The 17,158-nt window shown below is 75.6% G+C and carries 15 protein-coding genes and 5 pseudogenes; 9 read left to right on the plus strand and 11 right to left on the minus strand.

All coding sequences use genetic code 11. The features are described 5' to 3' along the window. Positions 1 to 15: 15 nt before the first annotated feature. Together GEV43_RS40875 and menD are read left to right on the plus strand one after the other, a co-directional pair. On the plus strand, positions 16 to 1,002 hold the full coding sequence (locus GEV43_RS40875) for an o-succinylbenzoate synthase (RefSeq protein WP_175251187.1): 987 nt from the start codon (positions 16 to 18) through the stop codon (positions 1,000 to 1,002). Next, a pseudogene (gene menD / locus GEV43_RS54315) lies at positions 999 to 2,671 on the plus strand (2-succinyl-5-enolpyruvyl-6-hydroxy-3-cyclohexene-1-carboxylic-acid synthase). Before GEV43_RS40875 ends, menD begins: the two are co-directional and overlap by 4 nt. Positions 2,672 to 2,719: 48 nt before the next feature. Here the strand turns inward: menD and GEV43_RS40885 are convergent. Beyond that, positions 2,720 to 3,949 (minus strand): Cmx/CmrA family chloramphenicol efflux MFS transporter, encoded by a 1,230-nt coding sequence (locus tag GEV43_RS40885; protein ID WP_160825940.1) that lies wholly within the window; start codon positions 3,947 to 3,949, stop codon positions 2,720 to 2,722. A 387-nt stretch (positions 3,950 to 4,336) separates the two neighbouring features. Further along, positions 4,337 to 5,206: a tyrosine-protein phosphatase gene (locus GEV43_RS40890; RefSeq protein ID WP_160825941.1), complete on the minus strand. Its 870-nt coding sequence runs from the start codon at positions 5,204 to 5,206 to the stop codon at positions 4,337 to 4,339. A gap of 285 nt (positions 5,207 to 5,491) precedes the next feature. Between GEV43_RS40890 and GEV43_RS55580 the strand changes: the two genes are divergently transcribed. The 3 genes from GEV43_RS55580 (at position 5,492) to GEV43_RS40900 (ending at position 7,410) form a co-directional block, all read left to right on the plus strand. Continuing rightward, a complete protein-coding gene (locus tag GEV43_RS55580; RefSeq protein ID WP_309240214.1) occupies positions 5,492 to 6,037 on the plus strand; it encodes a fatty acid desaturase in 546 nt (181 codons plus the stop codon). 17 nt (positions 6,038 to 6,054) lie between these two features. After that, positions 6,055 to 6,354, plus strand: coding sequence for a hypothetical protein (locus GEV43_RS55585; RefSeq protein WP_309240215.1), 300 nt, complete (start codon positions 6,055 to 6,057; stop codon positions 6,352 to 6,354). Positions 6,355 to 6,555: 201 nt separating this feature from the next. Further along, positions 6,556 to 7,410 carry an Fpg/Nei family DNA glycosylase gene (locus tag GEV43_RS40900; RefSeq protein ID WP_160825942.1) on the plus strand — a complete coding sequence of 285 codons (855 nt, stop codon included), beginning with the start codon at positions 6,556 to 6,558 and terminating at the stop codon, positions 7,408 to 7,410. Between the two features lie 149 nt (positions 7,411 to 7,559). Here GEV43_RS40900 and GEV43_RS55590 read toward each other — a convergent pair whose 3' ends face one another. From GEV43_RS55590 to GEV43_RS40930, 9 genes and pseudogenes are all read right to left on the minus strand, one after another. Beyond that, positions 7,560 to 8,099, minus strand: a complete 540-nt coding sequence (locus GEV43_RS55590) for a cation:proton antiporter (RefSeq protein ID WP_309240254.1) — start codon at positions 8,097 to 8,099, stop codon at positions 7,560 to 7,562. Between the two features lie 92 nt (positions 8,100 to 8,191). Continuing rightward, positions 8,192 to 8,899, minus strand: a pseudogene (locus GEV43_RS55595) (cation:proton antiporter); the annotation flags it as partial. Then, on the minus strand, positions 8,896 to 9,378 hold the full coding sequence (locus GEV43_RS40910; protein ID WP_309240216.1) for a cation:proton antiporter regulatory subunit: 483 nt from the start codon (positions 9,376 to 9,378) through the stop codon (positions 8,896 to 8,898). The pseudogene GEV43_RS55595 and the gene GEV43_RS40910, both read right to left, overlap by 4 nt. Before the next feature lie 312 nt (positions 9,379 to 9,690). Further along, positions 9,691 to 9,810 (minus strand): SAM-dependent methyltransferase, encoded by a 120-nt coding sequence (locus tag GEV43_RS47510; RefSeq protein WP_175250960.1) that lies wholly within the window; start codon positions 9,808 to 9,810, stop codon positions 9,691 to 9,693. 68 nt (positions 9,811 to 9,878) lie between these two features. Then, a pseudogene (locus tag GEV43_RS55600) lies at positions 9,879 to 10,216 on the minus strand (SAM-dependent methyltransferase); the annotation flags it as partial. Between the two features lie 196 nt (positions 10,217 to 10,412). Continuing rightward, positions 10,413 to 11,216, minus strand: coding sequence for an isochorismate synthase (locus GEV43_RS40920; protein ID WP_241684437.1), 804 nt, complete (start codon positions 11,214 to 11,216; stop codon positions 10,413 to 10,415). Between the two features lies 1 nt (position 11,217). Next, positions 11,218 to 11,646, minus strand: coding sequence for a hypothetical protein (locus GEV43_RS55605; RefSeq protein ID WP_241684232.1), 429 nt, complete (start codon positions 11,644 to 11,646; stop codon positions 11,218 to 11,220). A gap of 282 nt (positions 11,647 to 11,928) precedes the next feature. Then, a complete protein-coding gene (locus tag GEV43_RS40925) occupies positions 11,929 to 12,525 on the minus strand; it encodes a biotin transporter BioY (RefSeq protein ID WP_160825944.1) in 597 nt (198 codons plus the stop codon). Between the two features lie 184 nt (positions 12,526 to 12,709). Next, positions 12,710 to 13,480, minus strand: a complete 771-nt coding sequence (locus tag GEV43_RS40930) for a spermidine synthase (RefSeq protein ID WP_160825945.1) — start codon at positions 13,478 to 13,480, stop codon at positions 12,710 to 12,712. 134 nt (positions 13,481 to 13,614) lie between these two features. Between GEV43_RS40930 and GEV43_RS40935 the strand changes: the two genes are divergently transcribed. From GEV43_RS40935 to GEV43_RS40950, 4 genes and pseudogenes are all read left to right on the plus strand, one after another. Further along, positions 13,615 to 14,403 carry an SDR family NAD(P)-dependent oxidoreductase gene (locus GEV43_RS40935; protein ID WP_160825946.1) on the plus strand — a complete coding sequence of 263 codons (789 nt, stop codon included), beginning with the start codon at positions 13,615 to 13,617 and terminating at the stop codon, positions 14,401 to 14,403. Between the two features lie 120 nt (positions 14,404 to 14,523). Continuing rightward, positions 14,524 to 15,294, plus strand: a pseudogene (locus GEV43_RS56725) (NAD-dependent epimerase/dehydratase family protein); the annotation flags it as partial. A 276-nt stretch (positions 15,295 to 15,570) separates the two neighbouring features. Continuing rightward, the gene (locus tag GEV43_RS56730) at positions 15,571 to 16,383 is read left to right on the plus strand and encodes a glycosyltransferase family 2 protein (protein ID WP_160825947.1); all 813 of its coding nucleotides are present in this window, start codon (positions 15,571 to 15,573) and stop codon (positions 16,381 to 16,383) included. Further along, positions 16,380 to 16,964: pseudogene (locus GEV43_RS40950) on the plus strand (DUF2064 domain-containing protein); the annotation flags it as partial. The gene GEV43_RS56730 and the pseudogene GEV43_RS40950, both read left to right, overlap by 4 nt. Positions 16,965 to 17,158 lie beyond the last annotated feature (194 nt).

Here is a 17,158-nt window from a genome sequence, read left to right on the forward strand (position 1 = left end):
GTCTACTCCATCCCGATGCGGGCGCGGTTCCGCGGTATCACGCAGCGGGAGGGTGTGCTCGTGCGGGGGCCGGCCGGCTGGGGCGAGTTCTCGCCGTTCGCCGAGTACGGTCCGGCCGAGTGCGCGCGCTGGCTCGCGGCGGCGCGGGAGGCCGCCTACGACGGGTGGCCCGACGCGGTCCGCGACCGGGTCCCGGTGAACGTGACGATCCCGGCGGTCGGTCCCGAGCGGGCGCACGCGATGACGCTGGCGTCGGGGTGCCGCACGGCGAAGGTGAAGGTGGCCGAGCGGGGCCAGGGCGACGCCGACGACATGGCGCGGGTCGAGGCGGTGCGCGACGCGATCGGGCCGGACGGCCGGGTGCGGGTGGACGTCAACGGCGGCTGGGACGTCGACCACGCGGCGCGGATGATCCGTTCGCTCGACCGGTTCGGGCTGGAGTACGCCGAGCAGCCGTGCGCGACGCTGGAGGAGCTGGCGCTGGTGCGGCGGCGGGTGGACGTGCCGATCGCGGCGGACGAGTCGATCCGGCGCGCCGAGGACCCGCTGCGGGTGCGGGCCGCGGGCGCGGCGGACGTGGCGGTGCTGAAGGCGCAGCCGCTCGGCGGGGTCCGCGAGGCGCTGAAGGTGGCCGAGGCGTGCGGGCTGCCGGTGGTGGTGTCGAGCGCGGTGGAGACGTCGGTGGGGCTCGCGGCGGGCGTGGCGCTGGCCGCGGCGCTGCCCGAGCTGCCGTACGCGTGCGGTCTCGGCACGCTGTCGCTGCTGGAGGGCGACGTCGTCGGCGACCCGCTGGCCCCGGTGGACGGGGAGATCGCGGTCCGGCGGCCCGAGGTGGACGAGGACGCGCTGCGGCGCTACGAGCTCCTCCCGGACGACGGGCCGGGGGACGGACCGGCCGCCGGCGGCGACGGGCCCGGCGGGGCGGCGTGGTGGCGGAGGCGGGTCGAGCTGGCTCAGGCCCGGATGGACGCGCCGCCGGTGATCGGGGCTCCGCGCTCATGAATCCCGCGACCGCGCTGGCGACCGTTCTGGTCGACGAGCTGCTGCGCTGCGGGATGACCGACGCGGTGCTGGCGCCGGGGTCGCGGTCGGCGCCGCTGGCGCTGGCGCTGCACGCGGCCGACCAGGCGGGCCGGGTGCGGCTGCACGTGCGGATCGACGAGCGTTCGGCGTCGTTCCTCGGGCTCGGGCTGGCGAAGCGCTCGGGGCGTCCGGTGGCGCTGGTGTGCACGTCGGGCACGGCGTCGGCGAACTTCCATCCGGCGGTGATCGAGGCGCACGAGTCGGGCGTCCCGCTGATCGTGCTGACCGCCGACCGGCCGCCGGAGCTGCGGCAGACGGGCGCCAACCAGACGATCGACCAGGTGAAGCTGTACGGGACGGCGGCGCGGTGGAGCACCGAGATCGGCGTCCCGGAGAACCGGCCGGGGATGGTGGCGTACTGGCGGTCGCTGGTGTCGCGGGCGTGGGGGCTGGCGCAGGCGCCGGTGCCGGGTCCGGTGCACCTGAACGCGGCGTTCCGCGAGCCGCTGATCCCGACGGCGACGAGACGTGGTGCGAGCCGCTGGACGGCGACGCGACGGGGGCGTGGACGAAGGTGCGGGCGGCGACGCCGGGCTCGGTGCTGCACGTCCCGCCGACGCGGCGCGGGGTCCTGGTGGTGGGCGACGGGGCGGTGAACGTCAAGCGGTACGTGGCGGCGGCGTCGATGGCGGGCTGGCCGGTGCTGGCGGAGCCGAACGGCAACGCCCGCTACGGCGACCACGCGCTGTCCTCGCACCATTTCCTGCTGGGGCTGCCGGAGTTCGTGGAGCCGCACCGGCCGGAGGTGGTGGTGACGCTCGGGAAGCCGGGGCTGTCGCGTCCGCTGCTGTCGCTGCTGCGGCGCGCCGAGGAGCACATCGTGCTGGCGCCGGACCTGGCGCACTGGCCCGATCCGGTGCGTTCGGCGACGCAGGTGGCGCAGGACGTGGAGATCCCGGTGGTGTCGGGCGACGACGCGTGGCTGAAGTCGTGGCGCGCGGCGGACCAGGCGGCCACGGCGGCGGTGGACGCGGTGCTGGACGCGGTGCCGGAGGTGTCGGAGCCGAGGCTGGCGCGCGACCTGGTGTCGGCGCTGCCGGGCGGGTCGCTGCTGTTCACGGCGGCGAGCATGCCGATCCGCGACCTGGACCAGGTGATGCGGCCCCGGCGCGGCATCCGGATCATGGCCAACCGGGGCGCGAGCGGGATCGACGGGCTGGTGTCGTCGGCGATGGGCGCGGCGCTGGCGCACAGCGGCCGGTCGTACGCGCTGCTGGGCGATCTGGCGTTCCTGCACGACCAGAACGGGCTGATCCTGGGGCCGGAGGACCGGCGCCCGGACCTGGCGATCGTGGTGGTGAACAACCAGGGCGGCGGGATCTTCTCGCTGCTGCCGCAGGCGGCGCTGCCGGGGCCGTTCGAGCGGGTGTTCGGGACGCCGCAGCAGGTCGATCTGGAGGCGGTGGCGGCGGCGCACCGGATCCCGTACCGGCGGCTGGACGCGGCGGCGGACCTGCCGAAGGTGATCGCGGGGGAGGGGCTGCGGATCGTGGAGGCGCGCACCGACCGCGACGCCAACGCGGTGCTGCACGCCGAGATGCGCAAGGCGGCGCACCGGGCGGTCCGCGAGCTGCTGTCCGCGCACTGACCGGACCCCGGCCGGGTGAGGGCCGGGATCCGGTGCCGCGCGGGCGGGTCAGTAGGTGGCGGCGGTCTCGGGTTCGGTCGCGTCCTCCTTCCCGTCTCCGGCGCGGAGGGCGGCGGCGCAGGCGAGGACGCCGAGCGCGGCGGCCATCATCAGCGCGCTGACCCACGCGGGGGAGCGGTAGCCGAGCCCGGCGCCGATCGCGAGGCCGCCGAGCCAGGGCCCGGCGGTGTTGCCGACGTTGAACGCGGCGGTGCTGAACCCGCCGGCGAGCGTCGGCGCGTCCGGGGCGAGGTAGAACGCCCGGGAGGTCAGCGCGGGCGCGATCCCGAACGCGATCATGCCCTGGGCGGGCACCAGCGCGAGCAGCGCGGCGGGGTGCGCGGCCGTGAGCGCCAGCACCGCCCATCCGGCCGCGAGGGCGGTCATCCCGCCCGCCAGCAGCGGCAGCGGACGGGCGTCGGCGATCCGCCCACCCGCGGTGATCCCGGCGAGCGCGCCCGTGCCGAACAGCACGAGCGCGGCGGGCACCCACCGGTCGCCGAGCCCGGCGACGTCGGTGACGAGCAGCGCCAGGTAGGTGAAGGTGCAGAACGTGGCGCCCTGCACGAGGGCGTTCATCCCGTACGCGGCGAGCAGCGGAGCGCGCGTCAGCGTCCGCAACTCGTCCCGGACGCTCCCGCTGCGCTCCGGGACGCGCTCGGCCCCGTCCGGCCCGTTCGCGGCGCTCTCGGGGCGCGGGGCGGGCATGGTGGCCAGGACGGCGGCGATGGCCGCCGCGGACAGCGCGGCGACGGCCCAGAACGCCGACCGCCAGCCCCACTGCTGCCCGAGGAGCGCCCCGCCGGGGACGCCCGCGACGCAGGCGAGGGTGACGCCGCCCACGACGACGGACATGGCGCGGGCCTTGAGGTGCGGGGCGACGGCGCCGATGGCGGCGGCGGACGCCACGGCCCAGAACCCGGCGTTGGCGAGGGCCGCGATGACGCGGGTGGCGAGCAGCACGGCGTACGAGCCGGTGAGGGCTCCGGCGACGTGGCAGGCGGCGAACGCCGCGAGGAACGCGACGAGCGACCGCCGGTGCGGCCACCGCCTGGCGAGGACGGCGAGGACCGGCGCCCCCGCCGCCATCCCGATGGCGAACATGGAGGTCAGCAGCCCGGCCCGGGGGACGGACACGTGCAGGTCGGCGGCGATCTCGGGCAGCAGCCCGGAGAGCATGAACTCCGAGGTGCCCTGGGCGAAGACGGCCAGGCCGAGGATGTAGACGAGCAGAGGCATGTCTGCGGCTTCCCGATGCGATGGAGACAGGGCATTGGGGCGGCCACGGGGGAGACCCCCTGGCGTGCGCCCCGCGATGCGGCTCCATCCGGCGGCCATGCCGGTACGTCCCTACGGCGCTCTCGACGGGGGAGAGGGGCGCAGGGGCGGCGGGCGATCGACCACCGGAGGACCGGTGGTCAGCCTCTTGACGACTCGGGCGCAGACATGATCACAGAGGCTAGCACCCGCCCCGCCCTGCCCTGCCCCGAAGCCGTTCAACCTTCAACTTACAACGTAAAGGCACGGGCTGTAGAGCATCCGCCCGATTGCACAGTCAAAAGCAAAAAACCGCACCCACAATCCAGGCGCAGAGCGAGCTGACGCGGGTCTCCGTTGGGGTGGGGGTCAGCCGATGAGGCGGTCGTGGAGGGCGGCGGTGTCCTCGTCGGTCCAGCCGTTGGCGGTGAGCCAGGCGAGGGCGCCGTCGTGCTCCTCGTCCATGCGGGTGAGGAACTTGTCCATGATCGATGCCTGGGGCCGGTGGCTGTCGGCGGGGCGCGAGTCGAGGTCGGCGGCGTAGGTGTCGCTGCCGCGCAGGCGGGCGAGGACCGCTTCGAGGCGTTCGCCGGTCGCGGCGTAGTCGGCGACGACGGCCTCGCGGGTGACGCCGACGGCCTCCAGGGCGAGGGCGCAGACGACTCCGGTGCGGTCCTTGCCCGCGGCGCAGTGCACGAGGGCGGCGCCGTCGGTGCGGGTCATGACGCGCAGGGCGGCCACGATCGAGTCGGCGCGGTCGCGGACGTAGCCGAGGTAGTGACCGATGGAGCGTTCGTGCTCGGGCTGGTCGGCGGCGCGGCCCTGCCAGGGCAGGACCTTGTCGATGTCGATCCGCCCGGACGCGTCCTCGGACGCGGCGTCGGGCGTGGCGGGTCCGCCGGCGGGAGGGGTGGGCCGGTCGGGGGTGTCGGCGGCGACGTCGGTGTGCCGGCCGCCTTCGGAGAACAGCGACAGGTGGTGCAGGGTGACGGTCGGGATGCGGGTGAGGGGGCCGGGTCCTTCGAGGCGGACCTCGGCGTCGCTGCGCAGGTCGATGACGTTCTTGAGTTCGTAGCCGTCCAGCAGGAGGCGGATGTCGGAGACGGTGAGGTCCTGGAGGTTGTCGGAGCGCAGGACGCGCCCGCGGCGGGTGGCGCGGCCGTCGGCGGTGGGGAGCCCGCCGAGGTCCCGGACATTGACCGCACCGTCCAACATGATCCACCGGCTGCTCTCGCTCATGACTTATGAGCCTATATGCCCCCCGTGCCCTTTCTGTGGCGCAGGGTCGGGTCTGCGGGGCCGGGCGGCGCGAAAGGGGAGGTAGCTCCACCACGAGTGGGGGGTTGGGGCCCATGTGCGGGGCCCTGCACACGGGCAGTGTTGGACGCGTCCACCGGAGGGACGACCGCCGGGGCCCGCGGATGAGACCTGCGAGCCACTCGGGGGTTGGCTCCGCAGCGTGGAGACCGGGCGAGCCCCGGCTCCGTAGCGTTCAGCCACAGAACACTCACGAACGGAGATTTCATGCCCGCGATCCTCGACGCGCCGCCCGGACGGACCGCCGCGCCCGCCCGTACCGCCAGTGACTTCACGCCGCTGGCCCGGCAGGTCCGCGAGAGCGGGCTGCTGGACCGGCGGATCGGCTACTACGTCCGGGCGATCGGGCTGAACCTGGGCGCCACGGCCGCGGTGTGGGCGGCGGTGGCGTGGTTCGGGGGGAGCTGGTGGGCGGTGCTGCTGGGCGTGCCGCTGGCGCTGCTGTCGGGGCGGACGGCGTTCCTCGGGCACGACGCGGGGCACCGGCAGATCGCGTCCTCGGCGAAGGCCAACCGGCGGCTCGGGCTGCTGCTGGGCAACCTGATGCTGGGCATGGGGTACGGGTGGTGGAACGACAAGCACAACCGGCACCACGCGAACCCGAACCACGTCGGCAAGGACCCGGACGTCGGCGAGGGCGTCCTGGTGTGGACGCGGGAGCAGGCGGAGAAGGCGCGGGCCGGGGGGTCTTCGCGTGGATCGGGCGGCACCAGGCGCGGCTGTTCTTCCCGCTGCTGCTGCTGGAGGGGCTGAACCTCCAGGTCAACAGCGTGCTGTACCTGCGGGGGCGGGCGCGGCGCGAGGTGCTGCTTGAGGGGACGCTGTTCGCGGTGCACGCGGTGGGGTATCTGGCGCTGGCGTTCTCGGTGCTGTCGCCGGGGAAGGCGGTCGTGCTGATCCTGCTGCACCAGGGGCTGTTCGGGGTGCATCTCGGGTCGGTGTTCGCGCCGAACCACAAGGGGATGATGATGCCGGCTCCGGGGGAGAAGTGGTGCCATCTGCGGCGGCAGGTGCTGACGTCGCGGAACGTGCGGGGCGGGCTGTTCACCGACTGGTTCACCGGGGGCTGAACTACCAGATCGAGCACCACCTGTTCCCGAGCCTGCCGCGGCCGAGCCTGCGGAAGGTGCAGCCGATGGTGCGCGAGCACTGCGCCCGGGTGGGGCTGCCGTACGCCGAGACGGGGATGGTGGAGTCGTACCGGCAGGCGCTGGCGCACATGCGCGAGGTGGGCGAGCCGTTGCGCGGCTGAGGTTTATGCTTGGCCGATCATGCCTGAGGGACACACGATCCACCGTCTGGCCGCCGAACACGACGCGTTGTTCGGCGGCCGTCGCGTTCGCGCGTCGAGTCCGCAGGGGCGGTTCGCGGAGGGGGCGGCGCGGCTGGACGGGCGGACGCTGCTGGAGGCGTCGGCGCACGGGAAGCATCTGCTGCTGCGGTTCGACGATGAGCGGCTGTTGCACGTTCATCTGGGGATCTACGGGAAGTTCGGGTTCGGGGCGGGGGCGGCTCCGGCGCCGACGGGTGCGGTGCGGTTGCGGTTGGAGACGGGCCCGGAGGCGGCGGGGGACGCCGCGGGGTACGCGGATCTGCGCGGGCCGAACGCGTGCGAGCTGCTGGAGCCGGGTGAGGTGAAGGTGCTGCGGGACCGGCTGGGGCCGGACCCGTTGCGGGCGGACGCCGATCCGGACGCGGCGTGGAGGCGGATCTCGCGGAGCCGTACGAGTGTGGCGGCGCTGCTGATGGATCAGGCGGTGGTGGCGGGGCCGGGGAACATCTACCGGGCCGAGGTGCTGTTCCGGCAGGGGGTGGATCCGCGGTTGCAGGGGCGTGCGCTGCCGCGGGAGCGGTGGGACGCGGTCTGGGCGGATCTGGTGGTGCTGATGGCGGAGGGTGTGCGGACGGGGCGGATCGACACGGTGCGTCCGGAGCACACGCCGGCGGCGATGGGCCGTCCGCCGCGTGTGGACGATCACGGTGGTGAGGTGTACGTGTACCGGCGGGCGGGGTTGCCGTGCCTGGTGTGCGGGACGGAGGTGCGCACGGAGGTGCTGGCGGGGCGGAACCTGTTCTGGTGCCCGCGCTGCCAGCCGCCGGCGCCCGCGTCGTCGCGCGCCCGCTGACGTTCCCGGGGGCGCTGACGTTCCGGGGGCGCTGTTCGGGTCGGCGGGTCCCGGGTGGGGTCGGGCGGGGTCACTCTCAGGGGTGAGGCGGACGAGGCGGTGGTACGGGTCCGTGCCGCAGGTGCGGGCGCGGGCGCGGGGCGGGGTGGTCAGCCGGCGCTGGTCGGCGAGTCGGACGGTTCAACGGGTTCGTTGGGTTCTTGGGGTTCTTTGGGGGCCGGGGCGCTGTCGCCGTTGGCGCTGCGGCCGGGTCCGCGCCGTTCCGTGCCGGACGTGGTGGGCGTGGCGGGTGTGGTCGGCGTGCCGGGTGTGGTAGCGGGGCGGGTGCGGCGGGCGCGGACGGTCTGGGCGAACGGTTCGGTGACGCGGGCGATGAGGGGCCCGGCGATCGCGAGGATGAGGACGTAGGCGGCGGCGAGGGGGCCGAGGCGCTGGTTGGTGCCCGCGGTGACGGCGAGTCCGGCGATGACGATGTTGAACTCGCCGCGGGGGATGAGGGCGGCTCCGGCGCGGAGCCGTCCGGTCACGGCGACGCCGGCGCGGCGTGCGGCGATCCAGCCGGTGCCGAGTTTGGTGGCGATGCCGGCGAGGGCCAGGAGCGCGGCGATGCCGAGGACGGGCGGGAGGTCGGCGGGGTCGGTGTGCAGGCCGAAGAAGACGAAGAAGACGGCGGCGAACAGGTCGCGCAGCGGGGTGAGGAGTTTCTGGGCGGTGTGGGCGAGGGGCCGGACAGGGCGATGCCGACGAGGAACGCGCCGACGGCGGCGGAGACCTGGAGCTGCTGGGCGATGCCGGCGACGAGGAGGGTGAGGCCGAGGACCTTGAGGAGGAGGACCTCCTCGCTGGGGCTGGCGACGAACCGTTCGACGAGGGCGCCGTGGCGCAGGGCGACGTAGAGGATGACGGCGATGGTGACGGCGGCGATGGCGAGGGCGGCGGCGCCGCCGAGCAGGCCGGCGCCGGCGAGGAGCGCGGTGAGGATGGGCAGGTAGGCGGCCATGGCGAGGTCCTCGAAGACCAGCACCGACAGCAGTGCGGGGGTCTCGCGGTTGCCGAGCCAGCCGAGGTCGCCGATGACCTTGGCGGTGATGCCGGAGGAGGTGACGTAGGTGATGCCGCCCATGGCGACGGCGGCGACGGGTCCCCAGCCGAGCAGGAGTGCGGCGAGGACGCCGGGCGAGGCGTTCAGGAGCATGTCGAGGACGCCGACGGGCGCGGAGGTGCGCAGGGTGCCGACGAGTTCGTCGGCGGTGTACTCCAGGCCGAGGGTGAACAGCAGGAGGATGACGCCGACCTCGGCGCCGATGGCGACGAAGTCCTCGCTGGCGCCGAGGGGCAGGATGCCGCCGGCGCCGAAGGCGAGGCCGGCGACGAGGTAGAGGGGGATGGGGAGATGGAGAAGCGGACGGACACGGCGCCGAGCAGGCCGAGGCCGAGGATGATGGAGCCGAGTTCGATCAGTTGGACCGCAGTGTGCATACGCGATCAGCCGTCGGCGAGGATCTGCGCGACGGCGGCGGTTCCCTCGCCGGTTCCGACGACGACGACGGTGTCGCCGGCGGCGAAGACGAAGTCGGGGCGGGGGCTGGCGTGGACCTGGCCGGAGCGGACGACGGCGACGATGGAGGCGCCGCTGCGGGTGCGGGCCTGGGTGTCGCCGAGGGGGCGTCCGTCGTAGGGGGAGCCGGGGGCGATGGCGAGCTGTTCGGTGACGAGCCCTTCGACCTGGCGCTGGAGTTCGGCGAGGTGCTCGACGATGCGGGCGGTGCCGAGGAACTCGGCGATGGCGTTGGCCTCCTCGGCCGACAGGGCGACGGTGACCACGCAGGTGTCGGGGTCTTCCTTGTCGTAGACGACCAGGTCGCGGCGGCCGTTGCGGTGGGAGATGACCCCGATCTGGCGGCCTCGGCCGGTGGTCAGCACGTGCTGTAGGCCGATGCCGGGCAGCGCGGTCCGCTCGACGTCCACGGTCGTTCGTCCTCCGGGTCGTTGGGTTTCTTCGGGTCTTCGGGTCTTCGGGTGTTGGCGCGTGACGCTCGGCCGTCCCGCCGTTCGGACGTGCGGGTGGGGCGTCCGGGCGGACATGATCGCAGATGGGAGCGGTGTTCTCGAACGCGGCGCGCAGCGGGCGTCCAGCGGGTTCGCGGCGGGTGTGCGGCGCGTGTGCGGCGGGGGCGCGGGCGGCGTGCAGGGCGCGTGCAGGATGTGTTCAGGACGCGCGCAGAGTGCGCGCAGTGCGTACGGGTGCGGACGGGTGTGTCGGGGGGGGCGGGAGTGGGGTCAGGGGACGCGGGCGACTCCGGCGAGGGCGCGCCAGGGGGCGACGGGGACGCGTTCGGAGGGGCGCCAGTCCTGGACGTCCACGATTCCCGGTTCGACGGTGTCCAGGCCGTCGAACATGGCCTCGATTGGACGACCGGGTCGGAGTCGACGTAGACGACGCGGGCCCCGGGGGCGCTGCGCTGGGCGATCTCGTGGACGTTGTCGGCGGTCGGCAGGCCGGACCCGATGTCGAGGAACCGTTCGATCCCGGCGTCCTCGGCGAGGAACCGGACGGCGCGGCGCAGGAACGCCCTGTTCTGCACGGCGAGGTCGCGGACCTCGGGGCCATCCGCAGGAGGCTCTCCGCGGCCTGCCGGTCGACGGCGTAGTTGTCGCGGCCGCCCAGGAGGTAGTCGTAGGTGCGTGCCGGCGAGGGCCAGATGACGTCCATGCCGGGCGGGGTCCTCGGATCGTCTTGAGACACGGATCCGATCATTGCACCCCTGGGCGGTGCTCCGCGAGGCCGGTGGGGCGTGTCGGGCATTGACCGCGGACCTGACCGTTCCGGGCGTTCCGGTCCAGGTCACGGCATGCGCGTCGGGTCCCGTACGCGCCTCTGGAGCCCGTCCGTGCCCTTGGGGAAGGGGGTGGGGCCGCCGCCCGCGACCAAGATCACGATTTGGGTTCGGCTCGGGTCCGGCTGGGGCACGGCCCGCGCTCGGGCGCGGTCCGGGCTGGGCTCAGCCTTCGAGGGCGTGGCGCATGGCGCGGAACTTGGTCTGGGCCTCCACGAGTTCGGCGGCCGGGTCGGAGTCGGCGACGATCCCGCATCCGGCGAACAGCCGCGCGCGCGTCCCGTCGAGCTCGGCGCAGCGCAGCGCGATGCCCCACTCGCCGTCGCCGCGGGCGTCGATCCAGCCGACCGGGCCGGCGTAGCGTCCGCGGTCCATGCCCTCCAGTTCGCGGATCAGGTCCATCGCCACGTCGGTGGGCGTGCCGCCGACCGCGGGCGTGGGGTGCAGCGCCGCGACCACGTCCAGGACCGAGCGCTCCTCCAGCAGCCGTCCCCGCACGGGGGAGGCCAGGTGCATCAGGTTGGCCAGGCGCAGCAGTTCGGGCTCGGCGGGCACCTCCAGTTCCGCGCACAGCGGGGCGAGGGCGTCGCGGACCATCTCGGCGGCGTAGGCGTGCTCCTGGCGGTCCTTGGCGGAGGCGAACAGCCGGGCGGCGCGGTCGCGGTCGTCGGCGTCGTCGGTGCCGCGGGCGGTGGTGCCCGCGAGGACCAGGGAGCCGATCCGCCCGCCCGTGCGGCGGATCAGCAGTTCGGGGGTCGCGCCGACCAGGCCCGCGTGGGCGAAGGTGTAGCAGCCGGGGTAGCGGTCGGCGAGGCGGCGCAGCAGCACCCGCGCGTCGATGGGCTCGGCGGCGTGCGCGTACAGGTCGCGGGCCAGGACGACCTTGCCGAGCCGTCCCCCGCGGATCCGTTCGACCGCCGCGCCGACGGCGTTCTGCCAGCCGGGGCGGTGAGGGCGCCGTCGCTCCAGCTCAGCCGTTCGGGGCGCGGGGGTCGCGGACGATCGACAGGGGCTCGTCGGGTTCGCCGACGGTCGTCAGCCACGCCTGCCCGTCCCGGCGGCCGAGGATCCGGCGCGGGACGATCAGCACCGAGTCCGGTGATTTCGGGTCGAATCCGAATCCGCCGAACGCGACCGGGCCCGAGCCGGGGACGCCCACCGGGTCGTCGATCCGCGCCGAGCCGAACAGCTCGCGCAGCCACCGGTCGGCGGCGGCGAACCGTCCGGCGCCGCCGGGCACGTGCAGCCGGGCGGCCTCGCCCCAGCCGACCAGGCCCTCGCCGTGCCGGACCCAGGCCAGCGCGGACGGGTGGGGGAGACGGGAGATCAGGTCGCCGGGGTCGGCGACCCGCACGGTTCGCACGACCAGGCGGTCGGGTGCGGTCACGGCCAGCTTCACGTGAGCCACTGTACGGGAGAATTGAACCTGTTCAAACAGTCGGGGTCCCGGCTCCCGATGAGGCGTCCGCCACACCCGGGCCCCCGGACGGGCCGGCCGCCCGGGCGCCCCGTCCGGCCTACCGTTCCCCGTCCCGGCGCGCCTCAACGTCCGGCCGCAGGCGATGTCCGGACGCATCCGAACGTACGGGCGCGGACCCGCGGACCGGGCGCCGGGGCAACGGAGCGCGGCCCGCGACGGAGCGTTCCGTCGCGGGCCGCGCGCACGGGCCGCCGGGGCCGGTCAGGCCGAACGGCCGCGTTCCGAGCCGACCAGCTTCCACGCCGCCGGCAGCAGGCCCGCCGCCAGCAGCACCTTCAGGCCGTCGCCCGCGAGGAACGGCGTCACGCCCAGTTCCAGCGCCCGGCCGAAGCCGACGTGCAGCGACGCCATCAGGTACGGGACGCCCGCCGCGTACATCAGCGCCGTCCCGACCAGCATCGTCCCGACCGTCCGCGCCGGGGTCCGGTCGCCGCCCCGCTCGGCCAGCCGCCCGACCACCGCGGCCGCCACCACGAACCCGGCCACGTACCCCAGCGACGGCGCGCCCGTGCCCGACGCGCCGTCCACGAACCACGGCATCCCCGCCATGCCCGCCAGCAGGTAGATCACCATTCCGAGCGCCGCGCGGCCCCCGCCGAGCGCCGCGCCGGCCAGCAGCACCGCGAACGGCTGGCCCGACACCGGCACCGGCGTGCCCGGCAGCGGCACCGAGACCTGCGCGGCGACCCCGACGAACACGGCCGCGCCGACGACCAGCGCCGCGTCGCGGGCCAGCGACCCGGGGAGCAGATCGCCCAGAACGGCCGAACGCCGCCGGGCAGCATGAGCAGTAGCCACGAATCCTCCTAAAGATCCTCTCTAGCCCAGAAACCTAGCGAATCGCTCCAGACGCACGGATCGCGCGGTCGCCCCAAGCCCACCCACCGCTCCGAGCCGCCACGGGCTTCGGCCCCGCCGACCACCGCCGGACGCCCGCCGCTCCGTCCGGGGAGCCGTCCGGGAGCCGCTCGGGGACGTCCGTTCAGGGGCGGGGGAGGGAGGCGAGGTAGACCACGTCCGGCTCCCCGCGGGGGACCTCCACCGGTACGGCCCCGACCCGCCCGAAGCGGCCGCGGAGCAGTTCCTCGAACACCGGCGCGGCCCCCGCGCTCCACACCGCCAGCACGCCGCCCGACGCGAGCCGCCGCCCCACCAGCGCCAGCCCCGACTCCCCGTACAGGCGCGCGTTCCCGGGCGTGACCGTCCACTCCGGCCCGTTGTCGATGTCGAGGCACACCACGTCGAACGCCCCGCCCGCGCCCGGGGGCGCCGGGTCCGCGCCGTCCGGCTCGGGGGCGCGTTCCAGCCAGGCCACCAGGTCGGCGCACACCACCGACACGCGGGGGTCCTCCAGCGCCCCTTCGGAGTACGGGCGCAGGAACGTGTCGTGCCAGGCGATCACCGCCGGTTCCCGTTCGACCACCGTCACCGCCGCGACCTCCGGCAGCCGCACCGCCTCGGCCAGCGAGAACCCGACCCCGAGCCCCCCGACCAGCACCCGAAGCCCGCCCGGACCCGCGCCGGCCCCGGCGCTCGCGCCGCCCGGTCCCCGAGCGGCGGGGGAGGTGAGCCACTGGACGGCCGTACGGACCAGCAGCCGCTCGGATTCGCCGTTGCGGGTGTCCATCAGGAACACCCCGTTGCTGATGATCTCGAAGTCGGCGCCGGCGCGCCGCAGCGCCAGCTCCCCGCCGTGCCCCTCGGCACGCTCCACCACCACCGCCGGCTCCTCGGCGCCCGGAAGAACTCGCATCCCCCGACCCTAACCACCCCGGACCCCGCCCGGTCCGGACTTCTCACCGCGCCCGCGCCCGGCCCGCCGTCCGCGAGGGGCGCGGCGCGATCTTGGGTCTGGGCGGCGGGGGCGTTGCCGCTACGGTGCCGGGCATGGCCGAGCACGGACTGCTGAGCGGACGCCGGATCCTGGTCGTGGGCGCCGGGACCGCCCCCAGCGACGACCCCGACCCGCCCGTCGGCAACGGCCGCGCCATCGCGGTCGCCGCCGCCCGCGAGGGCGCCGGGGTCGCCTGCGCCGACCTCGACGCCTCCGCCGCGTCCGCCACCGCCGACTGGATCGCGCGCGAGGGCGGCGCCGCGCACGCCCTCACCGCCGACGCCGCCGACCCCGGCGCGGTCGAACGGATGGTCGCGTCCGCCGCCGAGGCCCTCGGCGGGCTGGACGGCGTGGTGTTCAACGCCGGGATCGGCTCCGGCTACGGGCTGGAGGGAACGGGCGTCGAGGACTGGGACCGCGTCCTGCGCCTCAACCTGCGCGGCCCGTTCATGGTCGGCAAGGCGGCGCTGCCGCTGCTGGACGACGGCGCCGCGCTGGTGTTCATCGGGTCCCTGGCCGGGACCAAGCCCGGCAGCCGCTCGCCGTCGTACGACGCGTCCAAGGCGGGCCTGACCGGGCTGGTCCGCCACATCGCCGCCGAGGGCGCCGCGCGCGGCGTCCGCGCCAACGTCGTCGCGCCGGGCCTCATCGACACCGTCATGGGCCGCGCCGCGTCCGCCGGGAACGCCGACCGCGACCGCGTCGCCCGCCTCATCCCCATGCACCGGCAGGGCACCGCGTGGGAGGTCGCCGACGCCGCGGTGTTCCTGCTGTCGTCCCGCGCCGGGTACATCACCGGGCAGGTCCTGCACGTCGACGGCGGCCTGTCCACCCTGCGCTGAACGCCCCGGCCCCCGCCGGGGGCGGGCCGGCGGGGGCAAATCTTACGAGTCCCGTACGAGACGGGCCCCGGGAGGCGTCGCGGCCGTTCGGGGGGCGTCCCGCGGCCTACGTTCGGTCGCATGCGAGTACTGCTCACCGGCTCCGCCGGATTCATCGGGTCGCACATCGCCGAGGCCCTGACCGCCGCCGGGCACCAGGTCAGGGAACTGGACCTCGCCGCCCCCGACCGCTCCGACGTCCGCGACGCCGGACGCGTCGCCGACCTGCTGTGCGGCATCGACGCCGTCTGCCACCAGGCCGCCATGGTCGGCCTCGGCGTCGACGTGCACGACCTGCCCGACTACGCCTCGGTCAACGTGCACGGAACCGCCGTCCTGCTGGCGGAGATGGCCCGCGCCGGCGTCGGCGCGCTCGTCCTGGCGTCCTCCATGGTCGTGTACGGGGAGGGCGCCTACACCTGCCCCGAGCACGGCCCCGTACGCCCCGGGCCCCGCCCCGAGGACGCCCTGCGGGCCGGACGGTACGAACCCGGCTGCCCCACCTGCGGGCGGCCCCTCGCCCCGGGCGCCGTCGCCGAGGACGCCGCCCCCGACCCCCGCAACGCCTACGCCGACACCAAACTCGCCCAGGAACACCTCGCCGCGTCCTGGGCGAGGACGACCGGCGCGACGGTCACCGCCCTGCGCTACCACAACGTCTACGGGCCGCGGATGCCGCGCGACACCCCGTACGCCGGAGTCGCCGCGCTGTTCCGGTCGCGGCTGGCGCGCGGCGAGGCCCCGCTGGTGTTCGAGGACGGCCGGCAGCGCCGCGACTTCGTGCACGTCCGCGACGTCGCCCGCGCCAACGTCCTCGCCCTCGAACACGCCCACGACGGCCCCGGCCGCGGCGGCCCGCGGGCGTACAACATCGCCTCGGGCGAGCCCCGCACGATCGGGGACCTCGCCGCCGCCCTCGCCCTCGCCCACGGCGGACCCGAACCCCGCGTCACCGGCGGCTACCGGCTCGGCGACGTGCGGCACATCGTCGCCGCCCCGACCGGGCCCGCCGCGAACTGGGCTTCTGCGCCTCCGTCGCGTTCGCCGACGGGATGGCCGAGTTCGCCGCGGCGCCCGTCACCGGTTCGTAAGGGTCGTCCGACCGTCACCGAAAGTAGCGTCAGCACCGTGATCGACGTAGTCCTTCCCTGCCTCGACGAGGCCGAGGCGCTGCCCTGGGTCCTGTCCCGCATGCCCGCCGGCTACCGGCCCCTCGTGGTCGACAACGCCTCCACCGACGACTCCGCGCGGGTCGCCGCCAAACACGGCGCCCGGGTCGTCCCCGCCACCCAGCGCGGCTTCGGCGCCGCCTGCCACGCGGGCCTGCTCGCCGCCCGCACCGAGGTCGTGTGCGTGATGGACGCCGACGCCTCCCTCGACCCCGCCGACCTCCCCCGCCTGGTCGCCGCCCTCCCCACCCCCGCCGCCGGACCGGCCCCCGGCGCTGTGCCCACCCCGGCCTCCGATCCGGCGCTCGGCACGGTCTCCGATCCGTTCCCCGGCACGGCGCTCGGACCGGTGCTCGGACCGGCGGTCGCACCCTCCGACGGGACGGCCTTCGGCGCGGGGCGCGGGACGGTTCCGGGGCTGGTGCTCGGACGGCGCCGCCCCGTCGGGCGCGGCGCGTGGCCGCCGCACGCCCGCCTCGGCAACGCCGTCCTGGCCCGGTCCCTCAACCGCCGCGCCGGAACCCGCCTGCGCGACCTCGGCCCGATGCGCGCCGCGCGCCGCGCCGACCTGCTGGACCTGGACCTGGCCGACCGCCGCTTCGGCTACCCGCTGGAGATGGTGCTGCGCGCCGCCCTCGCGGGCTGGCGCGTCACCGAGCTCGACGTGGCGTACCGGCCGCGCACCGGCGCGTCCAAGGTCACCGGCACCGTCGGCGGCACCGTCCGCGCCGTCCGCGACATGCGCCGCGTCCTCGCCCGGGTCGCCCCATGACCCCCGCGAACACCCCGGACACCCCGGCCGGTACGGGCGCGGGGCGCGGCGGGGGCGGCGGGGACCTGTGCGACCTGATCGTGATCGCCAAGGAGCCGGTGCCCGGACGGGTCAAGACCCGCCTCACCCCGCCCTACACCCCCGAGCAGGCCGCGCTGCTCGCCGAGGCCGCGCTCACCGACACCCTCGACACGGCGGTCGCGGCGCGCACCGTCCGGCGGCGCACGCTCGCCCTGGCCGGACGCCCCGGGCCGTGGCTGCCGCCGGGGTTCGCCGTCGTCCCCCAGCGCGGCGACGGCCTGGACGAACGGATCGCCGCCGCGTTCGACGACGCCCACCGCGCCGCCGAGCATGCCGCCGGCCCCCGCCCCCTCGTCCTCATCGGCATGGACACCCCGCAGCTCACCCCCGCCCTCCTGGACGGCGCCGCCCGCGCCCTGACCGGAAGCGACGCGGTGATCGGGCCCGCCTCCGACGGCGGGTTCTGGCTGCTCGGCCTGCGGCGGCCCGACGCCGCGCTGCTGCGCGGGGTGCCGATGTCGCGGCCCGACACCGGGCACCTCCAGCTCGGCCGCCTGCGCGCCGCCGGGCTGACCGTCGCGATCCTGCCCGAGCTCACCGACGTCGACACCGCCGAGGACGCCGCCGCCGTCGCCGCGTCCGCCCCGACGGCCGCTTCGCCTTCGCCCTGCGCGCCCTGCACACCACGCCCCGCGCCTCCCGGCGCGCCGTGGCCGCGGTCGCGCCTCCCGGCGGGCGGGGCGGCGCGCTGCGG

The sequence above is a fragment of the Actinomadura sp. J1-007 genome (assembly GCF_009793335.1).
Taxonomy (GTDB): Bacteria; Actinomycetota; Actinomycetes; order Streptosporangiales; family Streptosporangiaceae; genus Spirillospora; species Spirillospora yumaensis.

Excerpts from the sequence above, each read along its gene's own strand:
- GEV43_RS40930 (WP_160825945.1), bottom strand. The coding sequence starts at position 13,480 with ATGCGAGTTCTTCCGGGCGCCGAGGAGCCGGCGGTGGTGGTGGAGCGT.
- GEV43_RS40885 (WP_160825940.1), bottom strand. The coding sequence starts at position 3,949 with ATGCCTCTGCTCGTCTACATCCTCGGCCTGGCCGTCTTCGCCCAGGGC.
- GEV43_RS40890 (WP_160825941.1), bottom strand. The coding sequence starts at position 5,206 with ATGAGCGAGAGCAGCCGGTGGATCATGTTGGACGGTGCGGTCAATGTC.
- GEV43_RS55580 (WP_309240214.1), top strand. The coding sequence starts at position 5,492 with ATGCCCGCGATCCTCGACGCGCCGCCCGGACGGACCGCCGCGCCCGCC.
- GEV43_RS40875 (WP_175251187.1), top strand. The coding sequence starts at position 16 with ATGCGGGCGCGGTTCCGCGGTATCACGCAGCGGGAGGGTGTGCTCGTG.
- GEV43_RS47510 (WP_175250960.1), bottom strand. The coding sequence starts at position 9,810 with ATGTTCGACGGCCTGGACACCGTCGAACCGGGAATCGTGGACGTCCAG.
- GEV43_RS40900 (WP_160825942.1), top strand. The coding sequence starts at position 6,556 with ATGCCTGAGGGACACACGATCCACCGTCTGGCCGCCGAACACGACGCG.
- GEV43_RS40935 (WP_160825946.1), top strand. The coding sequence starts at position 13,615 with ATGGCCGAGCACGGACTGCTGAGCGGACGCCGGATCCTGGTCGTGGGC.